The sequence below is a fragment of the Bradyrhizobium sp. S3.12.5 genome, assembly GCF_040548225.1.
GTDB classification, from domain to species: domain Bacteria; phylum Pseudomonadota; class Alphaproteobacteria; order Rhizobiales; family Xanthobacteraceae; genus Bradyrhizobium; species Bradyrhizobium cytisi.
Window position 1 is genome coordinate 183214 of sequence record NZ_JBEPRF010000014.1, and the last position, 23723, is coordinate 206936.

Annotated in this window: 24 protein-coding genes; 15 read left to right on the forward strand and 9 right to left on the reverse strand. The window is 61.5% G+C overall.

The window, feature by feature from the left end; genetic code table 11:
* Positions 1 to 3: 3 nt before the first annotated feature.
* On the reverse strand, positions 4 to 951 hold the full coding sequence (locus ABIC09_RS22135; RefSeq protein WP_502917691.1) for an ABC transporter substrate-binding protein: 948 nt from the start codon (positions 949 to 951) through the stop codon (positions 4 to 6).
* A 102-nt stretch (positions 952 to 1053) separates the two neighbouring features.
* Here ABIC09_RS22135 and ABIC09_RS22140 point away from each other — a divergent pair, with 102 nt between their 5' ends.
* On the forward strand, positions 1054 to 2043 hold the full coding sequence (locus ABIC09_RS22140) for a fumarylacetoacetate hydrolase family protein (protein WP_354110538.1): 990 nt from the start codon (positions 1054 to 1056) through the stop codon (positions 2041 to 2043).
* Positions 2044 to 2090: 47 nt separating this feature from the next.
* A complete protein-coding gene (locus tag ABIC09_RS22145; RefSeq protein ID WP_354110539.1) occupies positions 2091 to 2867 on the forward strand; it encodes a cyclase family protein in 777 nt (258 codons plus the stop codon).
* Between the two features lie 124 nt (positions 2868 to 2991).
* On the opposite strand, the gene ABIC09_RS22150 is transcribed toward ABIC09_RS22145, so the two are convergent.
* Positions 2992 to 3888, reverse strand: a complete 897-nt coding sequence (locus ABIC09_RS22150; RefSeq protein WP_148755046.1) for a DUF2189 domain-containing protein — start codon at positions 3886 to 3888, stop codon at positions 2992 to 2994.
* Positions 3889 to 4440: 552 nt separating this feature from the next.
* Here ABIC09_RS22150 and coxB point away from each other — a divergent pair.
* The 8 genes from coxB to ABIC09_RS22190 all read left to right on the forward strand — a co-directional run bounded on the left by coxB (position 4441) and on the right by ABIC09_RS22190 (position 11343).
* Entirely contained in the window at positions 4441 to 5274 is an 834-nt protein-coding gene (gene coxB / locus ABIC09_RS22155) for a cytochrome c oxidase subunit II (protein ID WP_148755047.1), read from the forward strand.
* Between the two features lie 74 nt (positions 5275 to 5348).
* Entirely contained in the window at positions 5349 to 7124 is a 1776-nt protein-coding gene (locus tag ABIC09_RS22160; RefSeq protein ID WP_354110540.1) for a cbb3-type cytochrome c oxidase subunit I, read from the forward strand.
* Positions 7121 to 7825 carry a cytochrome c oxidase subunit 3 gene (locus ABIC09_RS22165; RefSeq protein WP_354110541.1) on the forward strand — a complete coding sequence of 235 codons (705 nt, stop codon included), beginning with the start codon at positions 7121 to 7123 and terminating at the stop codon, positions 7823 to 7825. Before ABIC09_RS22160 ends, ABIC09_RS22165 begins: the two co-directional genes overlap by 4 nt.
* Before the next feature lie 16 nt (positions 7826 to 7841).
* Positions 7842 to 8564 (forward strand): heme-copper oxidase subunit III family protein, encoded by a 723-nt coding sequence (locus ABIC09_RS22170; RefSeq protein ID WP_354110542.1) that lies wholly within the window; start codon positions 7842 to 7844, stop codon positions 8562 to 8564.
* 9 nt (positions 8565 to 8573) lie between these two features.
* Complete coding sequence (locus tag ABIC09_RS22175) at positions 8574 to 8975, forward strand: cytochrome C oxidase subunit IV family protein (RefSeq protein ID WP_354110543.1); 402 nt, start codon at positions 8574 to 8576, stop codon at positions 8973 to 8975.
* A 34-nt stretch (positions 8976 to 9009) separates the two neighbouring features.
* The gene (locus ABIC09_RS22180; RefSeq protein WP_148755051.1) at positions 9010 to 9303 is read left to right on the forward strand and encodes a GYD domain-containing protein; all 294 of its coding nucleotides are present in this window, start codon (positions 9010 to 9012) and stop codon (positions 9301 to 9303) included.
* A 187-nt stretch (positions 9304 to 9490) separates the two neighbouring features.
* Entirely contained in the window at positions 9491 to 9712 is a 222-nt protein-coding gene (locus ABIC09_RS22185) for a hypothetical protein (RefSeq protein WP_354031652.1), read from the forward strand.
* A 359-nt stretch (positions 9713 to 10071) separates the two neighbouring features.
* Positions 10072 to 11343: a hypothetical protein gene (locus ABIC09_RS22190; protein ID WP_354110544.1), complete on the forward strand. Its 1272-nt coding sequence runs from the start codon at positions 10072 to 10074 to the stop codon at positions 11341 to 11343.
* Positions 11344 to 11559: 216 nt separating this feature from the next.
* Here ABIC09_RS22190 and ABIC09_RS22195 read toward each other — a convergent pair whose 3' ends face one another.
* Entirely contained in the window at positions 11560 to 11871 is a 312-nt protein-coding gene (locus ABIC09_RS22195; protein WP_148749745.1) for an ArsR/SmtB family transcription factor, read from the reverse strand.
* Between the two features lie 94 nt (positions 11872 to 11965).
* Here ABIC09_RS22195 and ABIC09_RS22200 point away from each other — a divergent pair, with 94 nt between their 5' ends.
* A complete protein-coding gene (locus tag ABIC09_RS22200; RefSeq protein ID WP_354035703.1) occupies positions 11966 to 12718 on the forward strand; it encodes an SDR family NAD(P)-dependent oxidoreductase in 753 nt (250 codons plus the stop codon).
* A 150-nt stretch (positions 12719 to 12868) separates the two neighbouring features.
* Here the strand turns inward: ABIC09_RS22200 and ABIC09_RS22205 are convergent, their stop codons facing one another.
* Positions 12869 to 13537, reverse strand: coding sequence for a hypothetical protein (locus ABIC09_RS22205; protein ID WP_354035705.1), 669 nt, complete (start codon positions 13535 to 13537; stop codon positions 12869 to 12871).
* A gap of 126 nt (positions 13538 to 13663) precedes the next feature.
* Here ABIC09_RS22205 and ABIC09_RS22210 point away from each other — a divergent pair, with 126 nt between their 5' ends.
* Positions 13664 to 14227: a nucleoside 2-deoxyribosyltransferase gene (locus ABIC09_RS22210; RefSeq protein ID WP_354110545.1), complete on the forward strand. Its 564-nt coding sequence runs from the start codon at positions 13664 to 13666 to the stop codon at positions 14225 to 14227.
* 88 nt (positions 14228 to 14315) lie between these two features.
* Here the strand turns inward: ABIC09_RS22210 and ABIC09_RS22215 are convergent, their stop codons facing one another.
* The 5 genes from ABIC09_RS22215 to ABIC09_RS22235 form a co-directional block, all read right to left on the reverse strand.
* Positions 14316 to 15353, reverse strand: a complete 1038-nt coding sequence (locus ABIC09_RS22215) for a thermonuclease family protein (RefSeq protein ID WP_354110546.1) — start codon at positions 15351 to 15353, stop codon at positions 14316 to 14318.
* 212 nt (positions 15354 to 15565) lie between these two features.
* Complete coding sequence (locus tag ABIC09_RS22220) at positions 15566 to 16120, reverse strand: hypothetical protein (RefSeq protein ID WP_246229689.1); 555 nt, start codon at positions 16118 to 16120, stop codon at positions 15566 to 15568.
* Positions 16121 to 16131: 11 nt separating this feature from the next.
* The gene (locus ABIC09_RS22225; RefSeq protein WP_148749751.1) at positions 16132 to 16341 is read right to left on the reverse strand and encodes a hypothetical protein; all 210 of its coding nucleotides are present in this window, start codon (positions 16339 to 16341) and stop codon (positions 16132 to 16134) included.
* 126 nt (positions 16342 to 16467) lie between these two features.
* The gene (locus ABIC09_RS22230; RefSeq protein ID WP_430640159.1) at positions 16468 to 17853 is read right to left on the reverse strand and encodes an MATE family efflux transporter; all 1386 of its coding nucleotides are present in this window, start codon (positions 17851 to 17853) and stop codon (positions 16468 to 16470) included.
* A gap of 38 nt (positions 17854 to 17891) precedes the next feature.
* Complete coding sequence (locus ABIC09_RS22235; protein ID WP_148749752.1) at positions 17892 to 18392, reverse strand: hypothetical protein; 501 nt, start codon at positions 18390 to 18392, stop codon at positions 17892 to 17894.
* A 306-nt stretch (positions 18393 to 18698) separates the two neighbouring features.
* On the opposite strand from ABIC09_RS22235, the gene ABIC09_RS22240 reads away from it, so the two are divergent.
* The 3 genes from ABIC09_RS22240 to ABIC09_RS22250 all read left to right on the forward strand — a co-directional run bounded on the left by ABIC09_RS22240 (position 18699) and on the right by ABIC09_RS22250 (position 23721).
* A complete protein-coding gene (locus tag ABIC09_RS22240) occupies positions 18699 to 21746 on the forward strand; it encodes an ATP-binding protein (protein ID WP_354110547.1) in 3048 nt (1015 codons plus the stop codon).
* Positions 21747 to 22017: 271 nt separating this feature from the next.
* Positions 22018 to 23220 carry an OpgC domain-containing protein gene (locus ABIC09_RS22245; protein ID WP_354110548.1) on the forward strand — a complete coding sequence of 401 codons (1203 nt, stop codon included), beginning with the start codon at positions 22018 to 22020 and terminating at the stop codon, positions 23218 to 23220.
* 12 nt (positions 23221 to 23232) lie between these two features.
* Positions 23233 to 23721, forward strand: coding sequence for a DUF2059 domain-containing protein (locus tag ABIC09_RS22250; protein WP_354035716.1), 489 nt, complete (start codon positions 23233 to 23235; stop codon positions 23719 to 23721).
* Positions 23722 to 23723: the final 2 nt, after the last annotated feature.

The window sequence follows — 23723 nt, forward strand, 5'->3', positions numbered from 1 at the left end:
TCCTCAGTTCAGCACCAGTTTCGCGGTGTCGAGTTTCGATTGCAGCATCTTCTGCGACGACATCACGTCGATCCACCAGGCGAGGTTTTCCGGCTTGAGATTCGGCTCGGACTGGTTCGGCGGTGTCGCCTTGACGAGTTCGAGTGGCTGCTTCGTGAACTTGGCGATCGAGTTGGAGGCCTTGTCGCGATCGCTGTTGACGATTGCAGCAGCCTCCGCGATGGCTTCGCGGAACTTCTTTACCGTCGCCACATTCTTCTCCGCCCAGTCGCGCGCCGCGGCATAGAAGATGATCGGGTCGGTGCGGCCGAGCTCGGCGCCGTACCGCGCGCCGACCGAACCGATCCCCGCATTGGTCATGCGCGTGACGAACGGCTCGGCGGTGAGCACCGCATCGACGCCGCCGGACTTGATGATGTCGGCCATGGTCGAGAAGGTGACTTCGACGAAATTGACGCTCTTGGGGGCGACGCCTTTCTCCACCAGCCATTTCACGAACAGCACATGGAGAAAGGCATTCAGGCCGGGCGCGCCGACCTTCTTGCCGACGAAATCCTTCGGCTCCTTGATGGTGACGCCGTTGCGGACGAAGGCGGCGATCGCGGTGTTCGAGGTCGGGTTCATGACCGAGGCGCCGGCGATCGCGACGAGGTCGAGGCCGCCGTCGACGGCCTGGAGGAAGACGGTGGAGGTGGGGCCGCCGACCTGAATCGAGTTCGACAGGATCGCGGCCGGGATGTTGGAGTTGATCGCGATCGGCGTCATCTCGACGTCCAGCCCATGCTTCTTGAAGATGCCTTCGTCGACCGCGACCATGGCCGAGGCGCAGTCGGAGGTTGCGGTGCAGCCGATCTGGATCTTGGCCTGCGCAAGCGCTGGTCCCGTCAAGGCAACAAACAGTCCAAGGCCCACTCCGAGGCCGAGCGCGAGACCGGTCAACGTCTCCCTTATTTTCTTTCGCCTCACCGCCCTCTCCCGATTTGTATTTTTCAGTCTTGTTTATCGATATTTTATCTGATCATATATTCTTGACGATAGCAAGGGGTACCCAAGGTGAAGCTCGCAACGTTCAGATCTGCCGGTCAGGAGAAAATCGGAGCCGTCCACGCCAATGATAGCCAGCTGTTCGACCTCGCCGCCGCCGCCGCGCGGGACGGCCAAGCCGATCCGGCCTTCGGCTCGATGCTGGCATTGATCGACGCCGGGCCGCGCGCGCTCGATCGGGCCCGGGCCCTGCTCGACAAGCACGGCCAGGACGCGACGCTGTCAGCGGCGGTCGCTGCCGTCGACATTCTCGCTCCGGTGCCGGAGCCGCGACAGATGCGCGACGGCATGTCGTTTGCGCTGCATATCCTCCAGGCGCCACGCGGGCAGCGGAAGCTCGCGGCGCGCGCCAAGGGGGACATGGCGGAATTGGCGCGCATCGACGCCGAGCCGCTCGGCGAGTTGCCCGAGGTCTATCGCAAGCAGCCGATCTTCTACATCACCAACCGCTTCAGCGTCCGCGGCACCAACACCACGGTGAAATGGCCGCGCTACAGCAAGGTCATGGACTACGAGCTCGAATTCGGGATCATCACCAAAAACAAGGGCGCGAACATCTCCGCCGCGAAGGCGAAGGATCACATCTTCGGCTACACCATCTTCAACGATTTCTCCGCGCGCGACGCGCAGCGCATCGAGATGGAGGGACGGCTCGGCCCAGCCAAGGGCAAGAGCTTCGACGGCGGCAACGTGATGGGTCCCTGGATCGTGACGCCGGACGAGATCGGCGATCCCTACAAGCTGAAGATGGAAGCGCGCGTCAACGGCGAGACCCGCTCGAAAGGCGTGACCAAGGGCATGCTGTTTTCCTTCGAAGAGATCATCGCCCACGTCACCCAGGACGAGACGCTGATGCCTGGCGAATTCATCGGCTCCGGCACGGTCGGCAATGGCTGCGGCCTCGAGCTCGGATGGTTTCTCGAGCATGGCGATACGATCGAGCTCGAGGTCGAGAAGATCGGCATTTTGAAGAACCGCGTCGAGCGGCAGGAAGTCTGAAGGGACGTCTCACGGCCCCAACGAGAAACAATCAACGAGGAAGCGCCATGACGAGCAAGCTGATCGACATTTCCGTCCCCCTCCAGAACGACGTGCCGGCCGACCCGCCCGGCAATCATCCGACGATCCAGTATATCAACCACCAGCAGGGGCTGCCGCGCATGTTGCAGTTCTTCGACGGACTGAAGGCCGAGGATCTGCCGGACGGGCAGGGCTGGGCGGTGGAACAGGTCAGCCTCTCGACCCACAACGGCACGCATCTCGACGCCCCCTGGCATTTTCACCCGACCATGAATCGCGGCGAGCGTTCCTGGACCATCGACGAGGTGCCGCTGGAGTGGTGCTTCCAGCCCGGCGTGAAGCTCGACTTCCGGCACCTGCCCGACGGCTATGTCGCAACCGCCAAAGATGTCGAGGCTGAGCTGAAGCGCATCGGCCATGAGCTGAAGCCGTTGGAGATCGTCGTGGTCAACACCAGCGCCGGTGTCAAATATGGCCGGCAGGACTACGTCACGTCGGGCTGCGGGATGGGCTATGAAGCAACCATGTACCTGCTCGAGCGCGGTGTGCGCCTGACCGGCATCGACGGCTGGAGCTGGGACGCGCCGTTCGTTCATACCGCGAAGAAATACGCCGAGACGAGGGACGCCAGCCTGATCTGGGAAGGCCACAAGGCCGGCCGCCATATCGGCTATTGCCATCTCGAGAAGCTGCACAATCTCGAATTGCTGCCGTCGACCGGCTTCAAGGTGTCATGCTTCCCCGTGAAAATCGAGCGAGCCTCGGCAGGATGGACGCGAGCGGTCGCGATTTTGGAGAGCTAGGCTCCGATACGAAAATAGCTCCCATCACGCGTGCCATTTTTGTTCTGGAGGCAACGCGCTCAGCCTGGCGCCGCCTCGCCTCCTCGAGCACGGTGATGGTGCGACCGTTCGTTGCTGCCTCCGGCTAGCGTTCGCGGCTCCACGGGAAGAGTGAGGCCGGGAAATCCGCCGCATAGCGGTGTCCTATCGGTGGGCGGGGCTGTTCTTCCGGCGGGTTTGGGTCGGGCTCGACCACCTTCCGATAAAGATGCCAGGTGGCATGACCGAGCACGGGCAGAACGACGGCGAGACCGACGAAGAACGGTAGCGAGCCGATCGCCAGCAATGCCGCAACAACCAGACCCCAAGCCGCCATTGGAACTGGATTCTCCCTCACGGCCCGCAGCGACGTCCGGATTGCGTCGATCGCAGTCGCATGCCGGTCGAGCATCAGCGGAAACGACACAACGCTGACGCACAGGGCCACGACGGCGAACAGGAAGCCGACGCCGCAGCCGACGATGATGAGCGACCATCCTTCCGGCGTCGTCAAAACACGCGTTGCGAAGTCGGGGATGCTTGCAGCCGGAGCGTGGCCGAAGGTTGCAACGTAGATCGCGTTCGCGGCGCCGATCCAGACCCCGAACAGAACCAGCAGGAGGACGCCGAGTTCGAGCATGGCGCCGAAAGATGGCGCGCGCAGCACCTGCATGGCGTCCCACGCTGCGGCTTGCTCTCCGCGCTCGCGGCGGCGGCTGAGCTCGTAGAGGCCGAGCGCGGCAAACGGACCGATCAGCGTAAAGCCCGCGGCCAGCGGAAACAGTAGCGGCAGCACCGAATAGCCGATGACAAGTCTGAACAGGACAAGTCCGAGGACGGGATAAATCACGCACAGGACGATGGCGTGAGTTGGGACGGCGTTGAAGTCTTCCCAGCCCAGGCGTAGCGCATTGCCCAAATCGGAAAGGCTGATCTTGCGAACGACGAAGGGGGTAGAGACGCCAAACACTTGCAGTTTGGGTCTTGCGAATACCGTGGTCATGGCGCCGATCTCCTTGCTTCTGATCGCAGGGGAACGGTGCGCACTTAAAACACGCGCATCCGTCTCGTGCGCGAAAATCGCGATCGATCCCGGCAAATCAGGTTCAACGTGAAGGAGCTTTGCCGGACGACATCTGTCGCGACCGGTACGCTGAAGTTAGCGCGATATGCGATAGAAGCAAGTAGCGTCCGCAGTTGAGCGAATTGTGCTTCCGCACAAAAACCAATCTGCTGCAGTGCATCATCGACGGGTGGTGCCTGCAGGTGCTCCGGCTTGCGTTGCGTTCGGGCCAGCGCACGCGAGACAAATGCGAGGCATACTCCTCTATTGACGCCGGGCTCGACGGGTATCATGCTAAAGACACTGAACGCCTTCAGCTCCGACGAGATTGCGGTCGTGACTGTCCTCTGTGTCAAGCGTTGACGTCGCGACCGGTTGAATGGGCGAGGCAAGAGGCACGACGAAGGCGGATGTGATTTCGCCATCGCGACAGACGTGAGCTCCGCCCTCTGGTTCGTATCCACAGCCTTTAGCGGCAAGGATGCATGAGGGATGGCTGTAGCAATCATACTGCTGTTGGTCGCAATCGCCTCGGTGCTGTTTCACATTTTCAGCCCGTGGTGGTGGACCCCGCTCGCCTCAAACTGGCGCTACATCGACGACACCATCACCCTGACATTCTGGATCACCGGCGCGGTTTTCTTCGCGGTCGTCGCATTCATGGCCTATTGCGTCTTCCGCTTTCGACACACGGAGGGACGGCGCGCAGCCTACAATCCCGAAAACAAGAGGCTCGAATGGTGGCTCAGCGTCGGGACTGCAATCGGCGTCGCCGCCATGCTCGCACCCGGCCTGGTCGTCTGGCACCAGTTCGTCACGGTTCCGGCCAATGCGACCGAGGTCGAGGTCATGGGACAGCAATGGCAATGGAGCTATCGGCTTCCCGGAAAGGACGGCCGGCTCGGGACTTCCGATGCCCGCAATGTCAGTGCCGAAAATCCCATGGGGTTGAATCCCGACGATCCCGCCGGCCAAGACGATGTCGTCATTCAAAATGACGACTTGCACCTGCCGCTTGGGAAACCGGTGAAGGTGTTGCTCCGCTCGATTGACGTCCTGCATGATTTCTATGTGCCCGAGTTTCGGGCGAAGATGGACATGATACCGGGCTCGGTCACATATTACTGGTTCACGCCAACGCGCACCGGAACATTCGACGTTCTCTGCGCGGAGCTCTGCGGTGCCGCGCACGCGCAGATGCGGAGCAAGGTTATCGTCGAGGAAGAGAAAGACTATCACGCGTGGCTGGAGAAGCAGCACTCGTTCGCCGAGCTCTCCGGGCAGCGTGATGTCGCGAAAGCGGCTTACACGAGAGAGAGCGAATGAAAATATCGGCGAGGAGCGCCGCATAGCAGAGGGCGAACTCTTCGCTGAAGAGAGAGACCAAGGAGGGAATTCCGATGGTCGATGTCCCGTTTGACACAGTCGCAGGCGTCCCGCCCGCCGAAGTGGGCGAGGTCGAGCTCTATCATCCGAGAAGCTGGTGGACGAGGTACGTCTTTTCGCAGGATGCCAAGATCATCGCCATCCAGTACTCGATCACGGCGATGTCCATTGGAATGGTTGCGCTGGTGCTGTCATGGCTGATGCGGCTGCAACTCGGATTCCCCGGCACGTTTTCGTTCATCGATCCGAACCAGTATCTCCAGTTCATCACCATGCACGGCATGATCATGGTGATCTATCTTCTCACCGCGCTGTTTCTCGGCGGCTTCGGCAACTATCTCATCCCGCTGATGGTCGGCGCGCGGGACATGGTGTTCCCCTATGTGAACATGCTGAGCTACTGGGTCTACCTGCTCGCGGTCATGGTGCTGGTCTCGACCTTTTTCGTGCCCGGCGGGCCCACCGGCGCCGGCTGGACGCTGTACCCGCCGCAGGCGATTCTGTCCGGTACTCCCGGGCAGGATTGGGGCATCGTTCTCATGCTGGCCTCCCTGATCCTGTTCATCATCGGCTTCACCATGGGCGGGCTGAATTACGTGGTGACCGTGCTGCAGGCGCGCACGCGCGGCATGACGTTGATGCGTTTGCCCTTGACGGTATGGGGCATCTTCACGGCCACCGTCATGGCGCTGCTGGCCTTTCCGGCGCTGTTCGTCGCCTCGGTGATGTTGCTGCTCGACCGCCTGCTGGGAACCAGCTTCTTCATGCCCACGCTGGTCGAGATGGGCACGCTGACGAAATATGGCGGCGGCAGCCCGATCCTGTTCCAGCATCTGTTCTGGTTCTTCGGGCATCCTGAAGTCTACATCGTGGCGTTGCCGGCCTTCGGCATCATTTCCGATCTGATCAGCGTCCACGCCCGGAAGAACATCTTCGGCTATCGCATGATGGTCTGGGCGATCGTGGCAATCGGCGCCCTCAGCTTCGTCGTGTGGGCGCACCACATGTATGTGAGCGGGATGCACCCGTATTTCGGGTTCTTCTTCGCCACCACGACGCTCATCATCGCGATCCCGACCGCGATCAAGGTTTACAATTGGGTGCTGACCCTTTGGCGCGGCGACATTCATCTCACCATCCCGATGCTGTTCGCGCTGGCCTTCATCATCACCTTCGTGAACGGCGGCCTGACCGGCCTGTTTCTCGGCAACGTGGTCGTAGACGTTCCCTTGTCGGACACGATGTTCGTTGTCGCCCACTTTCACATGGTGATGGGCATTGCGCCGATCATGGCCGTGTTCGGCGGAATCTATCATTGGTACCCGAAGGTCACCGGACGAATGCTCGATGAGGTGCTCGGGCGATTCCACTTCTGGGTCTCGTTCCTCGGCGCCTATGCGATTTTCTTCCCCATGCACTATCTTGGCCTGTTGGGCATGCCCCGCCGCTATCATGACATCGGCGAAACGGCCTTCGTTCCGGCATCCGCCCATGACCTCAATGCGTTCATGAGCGTGGCGGCCCTGATCGTCGGCTTCGCCCAGCTCGTGTTCCTGTTCAACCTGATCTGGAGCCTGCTCAAAGGAAAAGAGGCGGGCGGCAATCCCTGGGGCGCCGCGTCGCTGGAATGGCAAACGCCGGAAACCCCGCCGGGGCACGGCAACTGGGGCAAGGAGCTCCCGATCGTCTATCGCTGGGCCTACGATTACAGCGTCCCCGGCGCCGCCAGGGATTTCGTGGCGCAGAATGAACCGCCGGCCGGATTGTCGGCGCAAGGGGCCCATGCATGAGCGCCATCATCCTGTTCATGGCCGGAATAGCCGCAATTGCGGGATGGTGGCTCTCGCAACAACGGCTGACAGCCAAGCCCTGGCTGGAGGAAGGGCTGATCGTCGATCTTCGCGAGCAGAGTACCTCGTCCCTGCCGCCGGCGAAGATCGGATTGGGCGTGTTTCTTGCGGTCGTCGGCTCGCTGTTCGCGCTCTTCATCAGCGCTTACTCGATGCGGATGAACCTGGTGGACTGGCGTACGCTGCCGGTGCCGGTACTGTTGTGGTTCAACACCGGCGTCCTGGTCTTGAGCAGTGTGGCGCTGCAATGGGCGTATATGGCCGCGCGCCGCGACGACATCGACGTCACAAGCGTCGGCCTGTGTGCCGGTGGAGCGTTCGCCATTACATTCCTTGTCGGGCAACTGCTGGCGTGGCGCCAGCTGAGTGGCGCCGGGTACTTCCTCGCGTCCAATCCAGCCAATTCGTTCTTCTACCTGATCACCGCGGTGCACGGGCTGCATCTGATGGGCGGCCTGGTGGCCCTCGGCAGAACGACGGCCAAGGTATTACGTGGCGCCGAGGCGAGCCAAATTCGCCTGAGCGTGGAACTCTGCACGATCTACTGGCACTTCCTGCTGGTGGTCTGGCTGGTCCTGCTCGGCTTGCTGACGGGCTGGACAGACAATTTCGTCGACATCTGTCGCCAGTTGCTGAGCTAGGGAAGGCAAAGACCAGATGGCAGAAACGGCGCTGATCAACAATGTAGAACCGCCGGCGCGGCCTGCAGGTTGGCGAGGCATCGCCGCCGATTGGTCCTCGGATCAGCGCGCCTTCAAGAACGTCTCCTGGGGGAAGGCCATGATGTGGATCTTCCTGCTCAGCGACACCTTCATCTTCAGTTGTTTCCTGCTGTCGTACATGACGACGCGAATGACCACGACCGTGCCGTGGCCCAACCCAAGCGAGGTCTTCGCCCTCACGATCGGGGACAAGAAAATCCCGCTCATCCTGATCGCGATCATGACCTTCATCCTGATCAGCAGCAGCGGAACGATGGCGATGGCGGTCAATTTCGGTTACCGCCGCGATCGCGTGAAAACGGCAGCCTTGATGCTGGCCACAGCGGCATTCGGCGCAACCTTCGTCGGGATGCAGGCGTTCGAATGGACCAAGCTGATCAGGGAGGGCGTGCGGCCCTGGGGCAACCCGTGGGGTGCGGAGCAGTTTGGATCGAGCTTTTTCATGATCACCGGCTTCCACGGCACCCACGTGACGATCGGTGTGATCTTCCTGATCGCCATTGCGCGAAAGGTCTGGCGCGGAGACTTCGATGTCGAGAGGCGCGGCTTTTTCACGAGCCGGAAAGGGCACTACGAGATCGTCGAGATCACCGGCCTGTACTGGCACTTCGTCGATCTGGTGTGGGTGTTCATCTTTGCGCTTTTTTATCTCTGGTGAGGTCGCAGCATGACAAACGTCGCGGTACATCTGGAAGCGCAGCAACACACGCTGCAAGCTCACGTGCATGACGCACTTGCATCAGGAAGCACGCAGACAAAGGGCCAGCAGCATCCGATCAAGCTTTACCTCGTGGTCTGGGGATGGTTGTTCGTTCTCAGCACCTGCTCCTATCTCGTCGACTATTTCGGCCTCCATGGCCATCTCCGGTGGTCGCTGATCCTGCTGTTCATGGTGTTGAAGGCTGGCCTGATCGTTGCGGTCTTCATGCACATGGCCTGGGAGCGGCTGGCCTTGGCCTACGCGATCCTGCTGCCGCCGGTGCTGGTGCTGGTCTTCGTGGCGATCATGGTGTTCGAAGCCGACTACACGCATCTGCTCCGGGTCTTGTTTTTCGCCCCAACGGCGTAGCTACCATTGCTTTCGTGCCAGAAGGAGGACGGCCATGACCACCTACGTCATGCTTGCAAATTGGACCGAGCAAGGCATCCTGAAGGCGAAGGACTCGCCACGCCGTCTGGACGCTGCGAAGAAAGCTCTCAAGGATATGAGCGGCGAGATCAAATCCTTCTACCTGACCATGGGTGACTATGACATGGTCGTCATCCTGGAAGCCCCGGACGACGCCGTCGCGGCGCGTTTCAGCCTGCAGCTGGGGATGCAGGGGAACGTCCGGACGCGCACGCTGAAGGCGTTTCCCGAAGCCGCCTATCGGGAAATCATCAACTCGCTGGGCTAGAGCGTTTTCCAGCGAAGTGGATACCGGTTCGCGTGAAGAAAACGCGTCAAAACAAAAAACTAGAGCTTCCGTTACGATTCTATCGGAACGGAAAAAGCTCTGGCCCGGGACCGTGCCGGCCGGAAGAGCTTCGGAAGGACGCCGCAACGGCGTAAGGCGTGGAGGTTCAAGGCGTGGAGGTTTGTGGATGCAATTTACTGTTGGGCTCAAGCTGGAAGGAAAGGCAGACCATGTCGTCCTGGATGCACAGGACGCGCTCGCCGCCGCGCTGAAGGTGAAGGCAGAGTTTCCGGAAGCGGTCATCATGTACGTACGCCCGCAAAACCGGCGTGGCGACACCCGTCATCCCTCACATGCCTTCGCCGAGGACGTCCTTCGACGAGAGAGGCCGCCGGAACCGGGAGGATGAGCGCGCCATCGCTGTCAACGCCACAAATCCCGTACGGTGCGTGCACGCTGGAAGTCCATTGCTCGCACATGCACGGCCCTCGTGCAATTACGGTGACAGAAATTACGGTGACAGTGCACTTAATATTTTTTCCGGATTAAACGCACTGTCACCGTAACCCCCCGTAACCCCGTAACCAGAAGTTCTCGGCTGTTACCCTATCGTAGCTGTCTATTGCGCTATTTGCGGCCGTGGGTGTAAAATCTCTCTATGCACACCGCGCTTTGGACGATTGTTGGAATTCTCATTGTGGGGGGCGCCCTTCTTCTGCTGTTAAGGGTCTTTTTGGATCGATACCTCCCGCCCAATGATGATAGCTAATGCGGGCGACGCTCCTCGTCGCGACCGCCGTTGCGACATGCATATCCCTTTACTGCGTAGGCGCCACATTCGGATATTTCCACCAACCTATTCCGGGTATTGAGGTCTCGCCTAAGGCCAGCTTGCTGGCTTTCATCGCAGCGCCGTCTTTCGCAGTCTTTGCCACTTATATCCTGCGACGTGCACCGTTCTCGTTCGGCTACGTGTGTTCGATCTATTTCCTTTGCATCGTCGTCGGGTATCTATGGATTAACCCATTCTCAAGGCTACCATACGACCACCAGGCAGCACTTGTTTCCGCCTTCTTGTCCGGCGCCGCTCTTCTTGTTGTGTTGGTGACATCGAGCCGCCTGCGCTTGGCTCGCTTTCAGCTTCGCCCGTCGTTCACAGAGCTTCTTCCCTATGCGCTCCTTGTGATTGGAGCCGTCACGGTTGGGGCCGCGCTACGTTATAACTTTCATCTAGTTGGCTTGGCGGATATCTATCAGTTCCGCGATAGCATCGATTTCCCAATGCCGCTCAGGTACGCAAACGGGATTGTGCAATCGACCCTTCTGCCGTTCGCATTCGCTTGCTTTGTAGAGCGCCGCCGGGCTTTACCATCAATCGCAGCACTCGTCCTGATGGCGGCGTTCTATCCGGCAACCCTTTCCAAATTTGCAGCCTTCGCGCCGTTCTGGTTGCTGTTTTTGCTAGCACTTCAGCGATTTTCAAAGCCAGAGAACGCGGTCATACTTTCAGTCCTTCTGCCGCTCGTTGTCGGTCTGGCAAGCCTAGCGGTCGAATCGGGCCTGCACCACGGAGTTTATCGCGTCTTCGGGCTGATCAATTTCCGGATGTTCGGCGTCACCTCGATCTCAATGGAGGTCTACAACGCCTTCTTCTACAGCCACGCTCCGACGCATTTTTGTCAGATCGGCTTTGTCCGGTCTCTCATCGGCTGCCCCTACGATCCGCAGCTCGGCGTCGAGCTTGCAAGGGCGTACGAACTCGGAAACTTCAATGCCTCTCTCCTATCAACCGAAGGGATTGCATCGGTCGGCACGGAATGGGCGCCCCTCACCGTACTAGCATCCGGCGCTATCCTCGCATTCGGGAGCGTGATGGCGTCGCATCTGCCGGCGCGGTTCGTTCTTCTCTCTTCCGGCATTGTGGTTCAGCAAATCATAAACGTGCCACTATCAACGGCGCTGCTCTCTCACGGCGCCGCATTGCTGTTCCTGCTCTGGTGGTTGACGCCCAAAATGGTCCCGCTAGACAATCCGCAGTAGCCTATTTGCGATGATCGTAGGCTGCGCTAGGGAAACTGGCGTTCTCGGAGTTACCGTGGTTACGGTGACAGTGCACTCAATACGCCGTCAAATTTCGGTGACAGTGCACTTAACTCTCGTGCCGGATTAGGTGCGCCGTAATCTGCCACCGCAATCGAGCCGCGTGGAAACGTCAGCGACGCTCTCCCGCAAATCTGCTGACGTGAGCGAATGTCCTCAGTCCGGAAAGCTCAAGATCATTTTGAGCAGTTTGGGAAACCGCGCATTGATGTCCTCTTCGCGCAAAACGTTGCGGTGCTGGACGCCTTGCTTCGAGGTCCGGATCAGGCCAGCCTCCCGCAGGATCCGGAAATGGTGCGACAGCGTCGACTTCGCCATGTCAGGGCAAGGCGCCGCCTCGGTGCACGACATGCAATCGTTTTGCGCCGCAAGGCTTTTGACGATGCGCAGCCGCATCGGATCCGCGAGGGCTCCAAGCACCCCGGCCAAGGTAATCTCGTCCCGCGATGGGTGAACGAACTGCGCCATGCCTAAAATATAGCGCCTCCCTTGAACTCATTCAATAGTTCACTAGTATTGAACTATTGAATGTCGGCTGACGGCCGGATCGAGGAGAACTGCGATGACCAAGAGACTTGAAGGAAAAGTTGCGCTCGTGACCGGCGCATCCAAAGGCATCGGTGCCGAAATCGCCGCCCGGCTCGCGGCGGAGGGGGCCGCGGTCGCTGTCAATTACAGCGCCAGCAAACAGGGCGCCGACCGCGTGGTTGCCGCCATCGCCGCCAAGGGTGGTAAAGCCGTCGCCGTCCAGGGCAATTTGGCCGACGCCAACGCCGTGAAAAGCGTGGTCGCGGAGACGGTGAAGGCGTTCGGTGCGATCGACATCCTCGTCAACAACGCGGGCATTTACGAATTCGCCCCGCTCGAGGCCATCACGCCTGAGCATTTCCACAAGCAATTCGACCTCAATGTGCTCGGCCTGCTGCTGGTCTCGGCTGAAGCGGCCAGGCATTTCAACGCCAATGGCGGAAGTATCATCAACATCAGTTCGGGCGCGTCGACGATCGCGCCGGCGAATACGGCCGTTTACACGGCGACCAAGGCCTCGGTGGATGCGATCTCGTCCGTGCTGGCCAAGGAACTTGCGCCGCGCAAGATCCGCGTCAACGCCGTCAATCCGGGCATGATCGCCACCGAAGGCGTGGTCTCCGCCGGCCTGCACGAGGGCGACATGCGCAACTGGATCGAATCCACCACGCCGCTTGGCCGCATCGGCAAGGTTGAGGAGATCGCCGCCGCGGTGGCCTTCTTCGCTTCGGACGACGCGTCCTACGTCACGGGCGAGACCCTTCACGTCACCGGCGGCCTTCGCTGACGCGCAAGGTGCTTTGGCGGTCCGACGTCGCTGAAGGCCAGGTTCGGACGTCACAGCTTCCGATGAGAAAATGGCCCGCTTCGCGCGGGCCATTTTTGTCTGGTGCGACTGCTAACTGGTGCCAACAGCGCGTCCTGCTGTCCCGCAGGATCAAGGAAACAGGAATTCCCGGCCCTGAATGTAGTCCACCGTGGTGCGTATCAGCGCAAAGGCGAACACTGCAGCCGCGAGCGCTCCCTCGGACAGGCCGGTGGCGAGAGGACACAGGGCAGCGCCGAGGCAGATGAGGCCTAGCCCCAAGTTTATCACGGTCCACGTCACATACGCGCTCAGCTTGGCGCCGCCCAGTCCCAGAGAGTGACTCTTGATTCCATCGAAAATCAGCACGCAGACATCGAACACAAGCATTGATCCCATCCACAGATAGAAATTGTCCGGGGATGTTTGAGCGGTCGGATTCGGCGGCTTAACGTCGTGCGGAATGGGCACCGACTGAGCTATTTTGACGAAAAAGATCGCCGTAATGAGCAACATGTAGATGTCCCACACGTAGGCGGCGTGTCCCCAAAATCCCGCCGGTCGGCGATGCAGGTATTTGATGTCGAGCGAGCGATCTCCGCCGTGAAAGATCGGGACAGCCGTCACGAAGAAGGCGCCGAACAGCCAGAACGAGGTGTCCAGCGGAAAGCTGATGAATTTTCCAGGAAACAGATTGCTGCAGGCGACCGTGATCGAAACGCCGACGATAATCTGATAAGCGCGTTTGAAGTGATCGACCAGGCGGCTACGCTCTTGCGCTGCTACGGCTTCGTCAGTCATTCCGGTCTCCATTTCGGTGATGCGATGCGCGGTGGCCGATTCGTGCTGTGTTCAATTTTGTGTTTCTTGACGAGGCAACCAAGCGTATCGTCGTTGCAGTCAATCAGCTCGATGAATCGATTCTCCATGCCGAAAGTCTATCTAGCCGGTCCAGATGTCTTCTTGCCCGACGCCATCGAGATTGGCCGGCAAAAGAAGCTGCTATGCTCCAGATACGGGTTAGAGGGTCTATTTCCTTTCGATAATGAAATTACGACGAGCGAGAGTGGGCAGCGCGTCGATCGTCTCATCTACCGTGCGAACGAAGCGATGATGCAGAACGCTGATCTGGGCATCTTCAATCTGACCCCCTTCCGAGGACCGAGTGCCGATGCTGGAACTGTCTTCGAACTCGGTCTGATGGTCGGCCTCGGCAAGCGCGTGTTCGGTTACACGAATGATGCCTCGGACTATGCTCATCGCGTGTCGACGTCGGCCGCAACCGGCCTACAGACGCGTCCATTGCAGGATGCCCATGGCATGACGGTCGAGAATTTCGGTAACTCCGACAATCTCATGATCGAATGGTCCGTGGTCGAGCATGGCGGCTTTCCCATTGTTCGGAATCCGGTGAAAGCGTCCAATCCCTTCGACGATCTCTCGGGATTCGAGAGATGCGTGCGTCTGGCGTCTGAAGCCCTTCTCAAATAGAAGTCTAATCATAGTACAACTACGGCGTTAGTGTGCCAATAGCGACGTAGAAAAATTTGCGGAGGGATTGGGAGGCAGTCGAGCCCCCTCAAAACCCCGCAATCACCTTCCCGTCCGCCCCAACCAGCGTCGACGGCGCTTCGCCGAACACCAACCCATCCGGCTGAAACTTGATCTTCGTCCCACCCTCGACGAAGTCGGCAAAATTGCGCGGCGTCGCCGAGTGCACCCCGTTCGCCAGGAAGTCGTCGATTGCGTAGCAGGTGTCCGGCTTGCCGCCGGATCCTTCGGCCAGAAATTTCTGGAAGTTCTGGCTCGTGACCGTCGCCTTCTTGCGCGCCGCCCAGTTGGTCTGGCGGCGGTAGAGCTTTGGCAGGATCACGGGGCCCTTATCGGTCGCGAGCACGTCGGTCTCGTTCTTTTTCGGCTCGCGCAGGTCGAAGTCGAAGGCGGGAATGGTCTTGGCGAGGGCCTTCCAGACCGGCAGCTTCTTGGTGCGCGCGATCTTGGTGAGCGCGAGGAAGGCCTTGATCTCGTCGTCGTTCATCGAAGAGTAGAACGTCGGATAGGCAAAGCCCTGCTCGACCAGCCAGTGGTTGATGTCGACCGTCTTGTTCGCGACCGTCACCTCGATGTCGCCGACCAGCCGTCCATAGGTGTCGAACACCTCGTTCGGCGCATCGACATGGGTGAACACCCGGCAGGCGAGCGTCGCCTCGCCGGTGTTGCTGAGGAAATCATGAAGCGCCTTCGTCGATGTCGCGCCGAGGAACTGCCGGTAGGAATGCGTGACCTCGTGATAGGCCTGCCGCTTGGCGTCGGTCAGGGCCTTCTTCTCGGCGGGCGAGAGCGGGGACTGCTGGTAGTGCAGTTCGGGCGCGTCGATGCCCTGCAGGCGGATGGTGAGCTTGCCGTTCTTGATCGGCGCCGTCGCGGTCCTGCCCTTGACCTTGGCATTGTCGAAGACGTGGGTCGGCTGGAACGGCGAAGAATCGTTCTTGCGGAAACGGATGGCATCGGGGGCGACGTTCACGACGACCTTCGTGGTGTCGGCGTCCGACCGCCCCTCCGGCCAGAACTGGCTGATTTCGATCGTGCCTTCGACCTCCAGCAATCCAACCGGCATCGGCGCTCCTCCTCATGAGCCCGCGGTCGCATGGCGACTCGCACGCAATGAGACGGAGCGGACCATCTTCATGCGACAGGCCCATGACGGGAGGAGGGACGGAGACACACCGCCGCAGGGCTGGTTTGCTGTGCTTCCAACCTACGCAACAAAAAGCGCGAGCCGGCAAAGTGCCGGCCCGCGCCGTTCAGATCAGATGATGCAGTTGCGATCTAGCCCAAGCTCAGCCTTTCGCCGGCTTCTACAGACCGAGTATCGTCAGTTCGAGCATCGTGCGCCGGCTTGTACGGACAGACCATCGTCAGGTGGAGCAGCGTGGGCGTCTTGCTGTCTCCCTCGTACTCCCATTCCAGCCGGATCTCATGCGTGTTCGCGCCCGGGTCGGTCGCCTCGTGCGTGATGATGTTGGTCTTCATCGGAATCGGCGGCTCCGAATTGAAGCATTTCCGGACGCAGGCATCGAGCAACGCGCATCGGGTCAGCGGAACGACATCGGGCTCGTCCCTGGATAGCGGGGTGGTGTTCGGCTGGGCCGCGAGATCGACGCGCACCCGCCCCTTCTCCTTGTGCCAGTACTTCGCGCTGCCCTGCGGCCACTTCGAGGCCGGCGTCAGAATCAGGTGGTACTGGCCGTATTCCAGAGTCGGCAGATCGATGTGGGCCGATGCCTTGAGCTTGGCCACACTCTTTTTCATGTTCGCCAGAGGGTAGTAATTGCTGTTCATCAGGTTTCTGAATGAAGCCGTGGTGTAAGGTCTTGAGCCCATCGCCTTTTCCCTCAATATGTCTTTAGTTTAGCCCCGCGAAACTTGCCGACGGGAACGAGTGTCCGGCGGCCAACGATTTGAAGCTCAGCTTCGCACGGCGTTGGAACGATACCACCTGAGAGTGAATTGTCCAGAATCGTCTCGATGTCGATCTGGTTCGTGACCTTGAGGCTAGCACCGTTCTTCTTCATGTTCTCGAGAGGATCGTAGTTGCCGTGCATCAGGGCCCTTTTCGCGCTGGTCTTCGTAGATTCCAGCCGTCGTTGCTTCCCGGTCTGCTTGACCCGACGTATCGAGCGCATCGTTCGGAACGAATGTCGTCAATGAACGCAACCAAAAGAGATTTCCTAGGTTGCGCTGGACACCACCGGTTTCTTGCGTGGTCCCCAGCGCGTGAGCGCAACGGCGACGCCGGAGAGAATGCCGAGCGCGATCATTGACGTTGCGTTCAGCGCGAAGAAGCTCGTGGCTGCTGCCGACTGCGCCGCGAGCCACCAGCCGCCGGCGACGATGGTGATGAGCCGTGCCGTCTGTGCCAGCACCGGCCCCACCACATTGCCGGCGCCCTGCGAGGAAAAATACATGGCCGAGGCAAGTCCGCTGAAGGCGTAGAACGGCGCCACCATCGTCAGATATTGGCGGCTCGCGTCGCGTGCTCCGGCATCATCCGTGAACAGGCTGACCCAAGGACCGGGGACGGCCGCGATCGCGCTTGCGAGCGCGCCGATCGCGATGAGAGCCACGAGGCCCGTCGTCCAGGCGACACGACGGGCGCGCGCGATGCGCCCGGCCCCGATCGCCAGGCCGATCATGGGCACCGCGCCAACGGCGACGGAGAAGGCGATGGTCGCCAGCACGTATTCGAGGCGTGCGCCGATACCATAAGCCGCGAGGACCGTGGTGCCGAACACCGCCAGCATATGCGTGAAGATGAGGTTCGTCAGTGTATTTTGCAGCGGAGAGAAGCAGGCGACCACGCCGACTTTGAGGATGTCGGCAAACAACGCCCACTCCACGCGAAGCCCATGCAGCCGGGGAACGATGCGGCCCCGGCCGGAGAACAGATACCAGCTCATCACGGCGATATTGACCGAATAAGCGATCAACGATCCCGTCGCAACACCCGGCATTCCGAACTGCGGCACCGGGCCGAGACCAAGACCCAGCGTTCCGCCAAGGATGATCTGCAAGATCGCGGAATTGACGATCATCAGCGATGGCAATTTCATGTTGCCGGTGCCGCGTAGGACGCCGGCCAGAATATTGACCAGCCAAGTGAGCACGGCTCCGCCGAAGTACACCTGGCTGTAGGCGACTGCCTGCGCCAGCACGTCACCCCTGCCGCCGAGCAACTCCAGCAGTTGCCGGCCACCGATCAGCATGCCAAGCATGAAAACTAGGCCGAAGAAGACCGCAATCAGGAGCGCGTGCGTGGCGAGGCTCTCTGCCCGGTCGCGGTCACCGGCGCCGAGCGCGCGGGCAATGGCCGACGAGACGCCGCCGCCCATCGCCGCGCCGGACATGCTCATGGTCAGCATCACGCAGGGAAACACCAGCGCCATTGCCGCCAGCGCTTCGATCCCGAGTTTCCCAATGTAGGAGGTTTCCGCGATCGCAACCAAGGTGCCGGCCGAAAACGCGAACGCGTTCGGCCAGGCGAGCGAGAGCAGCGTGCGCAGGATCGGGCCATCGAGCAGGGGATTCGCAGCTGGGCGAGGGGGCGGCGACAACAGACCTTCCTTCTTGTCGACCTGTTGGCGCCGACCGGTGGTCAGGCCTTCGCCGGCTTGTGCGGACAGACCATCGTCAGGTTGAGCAGCGTGGGCGTCTTGCTGCTGTCCTCGTACTCCCACTCCAGCCTGATCTCGTGCCGGTCGGCGTTGCGGTCGGACGCCTCGTGCGTGATGATGTTGGTCTTCATCGGAATCGGCGGCTCCGAATTGAAGCATTTGCGGACGCAGGCATCGAGCAGCGCGACGCGGGTCAGCGGAACGACGTTGGGCTCGTCCTTGGACACCGGCGTGGTGTTCGGCTGGTTGGCGAGATCGACGCGGGCGCGGCCCTTCTCCTTGTGCCAGTGCTTTGCGCTTCCTTGCGGCCATTTGCTCTTTGGGACCAGGATCAAATGATACTGGCCGTATTCCAGGGTCGGCAGGTGAATGTTTTCTGACGCTTTGAGCTTTTTGACGCTCTTCTTCATGTTCTCCAAAGGAAAGTAATTCGCATTCATCAGGTCCTTAAATGGCCGGCCCGTATAAACTCGCATACCCATATGTTTGCCCCTCAATGAGTCCCTTGGCTTCCCCGGGAATATGCCGCTCTGCGAAACTTGCCGGCTGCGACGAGAGCCTGGCAGCCCACGATTCGCAGCCTCTTTTTTCCGCGCGACATTCGCGAGGCTACCACCAGAGACTGTGAATCGTCCAGATCACCAACCGCTTTGGCAGCACTCCGCCGGGGATGGATCGTCTGCCCTGCTAGTAGGCGTTGCTAAGCAAGGTTCGATAAGCGATCTTGGCGCGATCCGCGCGCGGGGGCCCGATCGACAGTGCCTTTGGAATCACTTGAGAGCACGGGAATGCATTGCGCTGCATGTCGGTCGCCGATCGACCCAGGCGGGAGCCGGTGCCCCAAATGCGGCGCGGCCGTCCGGCGGTCGGATCCCGACAGCGAACGGCGGTTCGTCACGATTCTTCGTGCTGACGTCATCGACTCCACGGGTCTTGTTGCTGAATTGGATCCGGAGGCGGCGGTCTCGCGCCTGGAGCCGGCGCTGGCCGCCATGCGCGGCGCGGTCCGGCAGTTCGGCGGCATCGTCAGCAAGGAGCTGGGCGACGGGCTTGCCGCGGTGTTCGGTGCCCCGATCGCGGACGACAACCATGCGCCGCTGGCGTGCCATGCCGCGATCGAGCTGGTCCGGCGCGTCGCCAGCCTCGGTGATCCCGCCCTTCAGGTTCGGGTCGGCCTGCACTCCGGCCACGTCGTTGCCTACATGGTCGCCAGCGAATTCTCCAAGGTCTACGAGATCGGCGGCGCCGCTCAGCATCTGGCCGCGCGGCTGGAGCAGGAGGCAGAGGCGAACCAGATCTACGTTTCGGAAGCCTGCCAGAATCTCGCCGACGGGCATGTCCGGTTCGAATCTCTCGGCGGCAAATCGCTGCGCGGCTTCAGCCAGCCCGTGCCGGTCTACCGGATCGTCAGTGCCAGCGATCTCTCGAGCTGGCGGGTCCGGCGCGCCCGCAGCGTCTCCCGATTTGTCGATCGTACCACGGAGCGGGCCCTGCTGGACCGCGCGGCCGGGCAGGCCAGGGCCAGCCGGCAGACAGTCCTGCTGCTCGGCGATGCCGGCATCGGCAAATCCCGGCTGGCGCACGAGTTCGCCCAGAAGCTCAGGGGAGAGGGCTGGCGGCTGATCGACGCCGAGTGCAGCCCGAATCTCCAGGGAGCTCCATTCAGCACGCTCAAGCGAATCCTGCTATCGGCCATCGACGCAGCCGCAAGGGACCCCGGCAATCCCGGCGATCCCCTGAAGGACTTGCCTGCGATCCAGCAGAGTGCCCTCGACGCGGTGCTCGATGTAGCGATCGCGAACCCGCAATGGGACGAGCTCGAGCCTCACGCCCGCGGACGCGTGATCTCCGATGCGAGCTGCGCCGTCATCCAGAGCCTGGCCGGTCGCCAGCCGACGATCCTGCTTTTGGAGGATCTGCACTGGATCGACCGGGCCAGCGACGTCGTCGTCGCCGCCATTGCCTCGCTGGCGGTGCCCGATCTCCTGGTGCTGCTCACCTCCCGCCCGAACGGCATGCCGGTCTGGATCGCGCGCTGCCATGCCGAGATCGTCGCGATGCGGCCGCTCGACGACGATTCGGGGCTGGAGATGCTGTCCGACATGCTCGGATCGTCCGAGACCAACGCCGATCTGAAGAGCCGGATCATCTCCCATACGGCCAACGTGCCCCTGTTCATCGAGGAGGTCTGCCGCGGTCTGAAGGACAGCGGCACCTTGCGCGGCGAGTGGGGCGACCTCGCTCTGGTGCGCCCGATCGACGAGCTCGGTATTCCCACCAGCATTCAGGGCGTGATCGCGGCACGCCTCGACCGCGTGTCGAAGCAGGAACGGTCCGTCTTGCAGGTCGCGGCGGCGCTGGGGGCGCGGTCGAGCGAGGCCACGCTGCGGAAGATTGCGATCCTGCCCGAAGATGCCCTGCGCGGCTGCCTCGTCTCGCTAGATCGCACCGAGCTGCTGGTTCGGATCGACAGCGAATTGGAGGATTCGCTGGAGTTCCGCCACGAGATGGTTCGCCAGGTCACCTACGATTCGATGGTCGACAAGGTGCGCGAGGACATCCACGCCCGCATTCTGGCTGCACTGGAAGGCAGCGGGGCTGAGGATTCCGACAAGCTCTGCTATCACGCCACGCGGGCCAAGGATTGGGACAAAGCTTTCCACTACGGCCTGGCCTCCGCGCAGAAATGTCTGGCGCGGTCCGCGTTTACCGACGCCGCGGACTATTTCGAGACCGCGATGCGATCGCTGGACATGACCCCGGAAAATCCCGCGCGGGAAGCCAAGGCCGTGGACATCCGCATCGAAGCGCGCGCGGCGTTCATCGGGTCCGGCCATGTTTCCGAATGGCTGAACCTCGGCAAGGAAGCCGAGCGTCGCGCCGATGCAATCAACGACATCGGGCGGAAGGTGGCGGCCATGACGGTCATGGCGGCGGCGCAGAATTTCTATGGCACGCCGGCCGAAGCGATCAGGCTCAACGAGGAAGTCGTGAGCCTCGCAGAGCGTTCGGACAGCTCCGGCTGGCTCAACGCCGCGCAATACGGTCTCGGTCAGGTTTACTTCCTCGCCGGCCGCTATCGCGAGGCGGACGGTTTGTTCGCACGAGCCCGCGCCCAATTGATGGGGCCGGAGGCGAGTGCGCCCTTCGGGACGACAGCGAAATACGCGTTGCTGCTTTGCTGCATGATGGGCAGCATCAACCACACCGTCATGGACGAGATTGATGCCGCGGAACGGCTTCAGCGACACGCCGACGCGATCGCGGAGGAAACCAGCCGCCCCTATGACCGCGTTGCCGCCGCCTATAGCGGCGGCTGGCTGATGCTTGGCCGGGGCGATCCGGCAGCGGCCGCGTCCATTCTCGAAGGCGGTTTTGTGCTGGCGCAAAAACACGGCATCCGGCTGTTCGTGCCGGTGCTCGCCTGCCATCTCGGCATCGCCTATCTGGAGCAGGGGCTGTTCGACCGGGCGCGCGGCATGCTGGCCGAGGCGCGCGAAGAGGCGCGCAGCGTCGGCTATACCTCGGCGGTGCTGCGCTCGTCGATCTACCTCGCCTTGGCGACCAACCAGCTCGGCGATGTCCAGGCGGCCCAGAACATGCTGCGCGAGGCGCGCAACACCGCGCGCCAGCAGGGCTTCTCCGGCCTCGAGGCCGAGGCCCTGTTCGGCGAGGCCGTGGTGACGCCGCCATCGAGCGCAGAGAGCCGGACCATCATCCTGGCGGCCTTGCGCGCAGCGATCGCCATCGCCTCCGAAAGCGGCGCGAAGCCACTGCAACAGAAGGCCGAAGCGATGTTGAACGGCATGGTTGCCGAGGGCGATCAGCTGACCTGATTCCGGGGCGCGCGACGCGTGGGGTTTTTGCCCGACGGGTCAGATAAGTTTCGCAGGCGATACAAGGACTTAGCTACTGTGCATGGGGTTGTTTTCGGCTTTATGGCCGGCGGCCGTGCGTCGCGATGACAAAGTCCCTTGCGCGGACGCCAAGGTCGGCTACCGTCGGGGTTCTGGTCACCGGGTCAGGTGACGATTTGATTGATCTATTTTAGCATCCGAATTCATCGGCGCCGCGACGGCGCGACGCCCACCGGACGAGGCGGGGGCCATGATCATGCGGGACCAGTCAGCACTGTTGGCGCCGGTCGAGCGCGACTTGCGGCTCGACCTCTTCCGCGGCATCGGCCTGTGGATGATCTTCCTCGATCACATCCCGCACGACGTCGTGGCCTGGCTGACGCTGCGCAATTACGGCTTCAGCGACGCCGCCGAGTTCTTCGTCTTCATCTCCGGCTATCTGGTCGGCTGGATCTACGGGCCGATCGTCGCCGGCGGCTGGTTCCTCGCCGCGCTGAAGCGGCTGTGGCGGCGGGCGGCGGAAATGTATGTCGCCCACATCATGCTGTTCCTGCTGTTCACGGCGCAGATCGCCCGCACCGCCCGCCGCTTCGACAATCCGATGTACGAGCACGAGTTCAACGTCTTCAATTTCCTGGCGCATCCGGACGAGCTGATCGGGCAGGCGATCCTCTTGAAATACAAGCCGGTCAATCTCGACGTGCTGCCGCTCTACATCACGCTGGTGTTCGCCGCGCCCTTCATCGTCTGGTGCCTGGTGCGCCGGCCGAGCCTGACGCTTGCGGCGTCCGTGGTGCTCTATGTGTTGTCGCGCTGGTTCGACTGGAACGTCGCCTCCTATCCGCCCGGCACGACCTGGTATTTCAATCCGTTCTGCTGGCAGCTGATGTTCGTGTTCGCCGCCTGGTGCGGCATCGGCCAGATCGACAAGATCGGCGAATGGGTGTGGTCGAGGACCGCGATGGCACTGGCCGCGGCGTGGCTCGTCTTCGCCCTCCTGATCGTGATGACGTGGCACGTCCACGCGCTCGAGGCCATGATCCCGAAATGGATGATCAAGGCGATCTACCCGATCGACAAGACCGATCTCGACATGCTGCGCTTCACGCATTTCCTGGCGCTGGCGATCTGGGTGACGCATTTCGTCTCGCGCAAATGGAAGGCGCTGCACACTGCGTGGCTGCGTCCCGTCATTCTCTGCGGCCAGCATTCGCTGCCGATTTTCTGCCTCGGCGTCTTCCTGTCGTTCTCCGCACACTGGATCCTGACGCAATACACAAAGGGCGTCTGGGAGCAGCTCGCGGTCTCGCTCCTCGGCATCGCCATCATGGTCGGCGCCGCCTGGCTGCTCGATCGCGCCGAGCGGGTGCCGAACCTGTTCGTGAAAGTGACCGACGTTGAGGAGCCCGAGACGGCCGTCGAGATCGCACCGGCCCCCAATGCGAGCCGCTGAGTGGAGAGATCCATGTCCAGACGTTGGTTGACGATCGCCGGCATTCTCCTGCTCCTCGCCGGCGGCGCATGGGCCGACACGCCGTCGCCCGAGGCGATGAATGCGGCGCGCAAGCTCGTGGTCACCCTGAAGATAGGAGATCAGTATCGCGCGCTGCTGCCGCAGCTCCTGCTCAAGCTGCGGCCGGTGGTGGCGCAGGACAGGCCGGAGATCGAGCGCGACTATGACGCGATGACGGCGCCGGGCGCGGAGATCTACGCCCCGTTCCTCGCCTCGATGATCGACCGGATCGCCGCCGTCTATGCCGCAAGCTTCACCCTGGACGAGCTGCACCAGATCGAGGCGTTCTACGCCCAGCCGGCCGGACAAAAGCTGCTGGCGGAATCCGATGCGCTGGCGCAGGCGAGTGCGCAGATCGGCCAGGACGTCAGCCAGAAGGCCGCCGACGAGTTGAAGCAGCGCCTGATCGAGGCGCTGCGCCAGAAGGGGCACAAGCTGTAGAC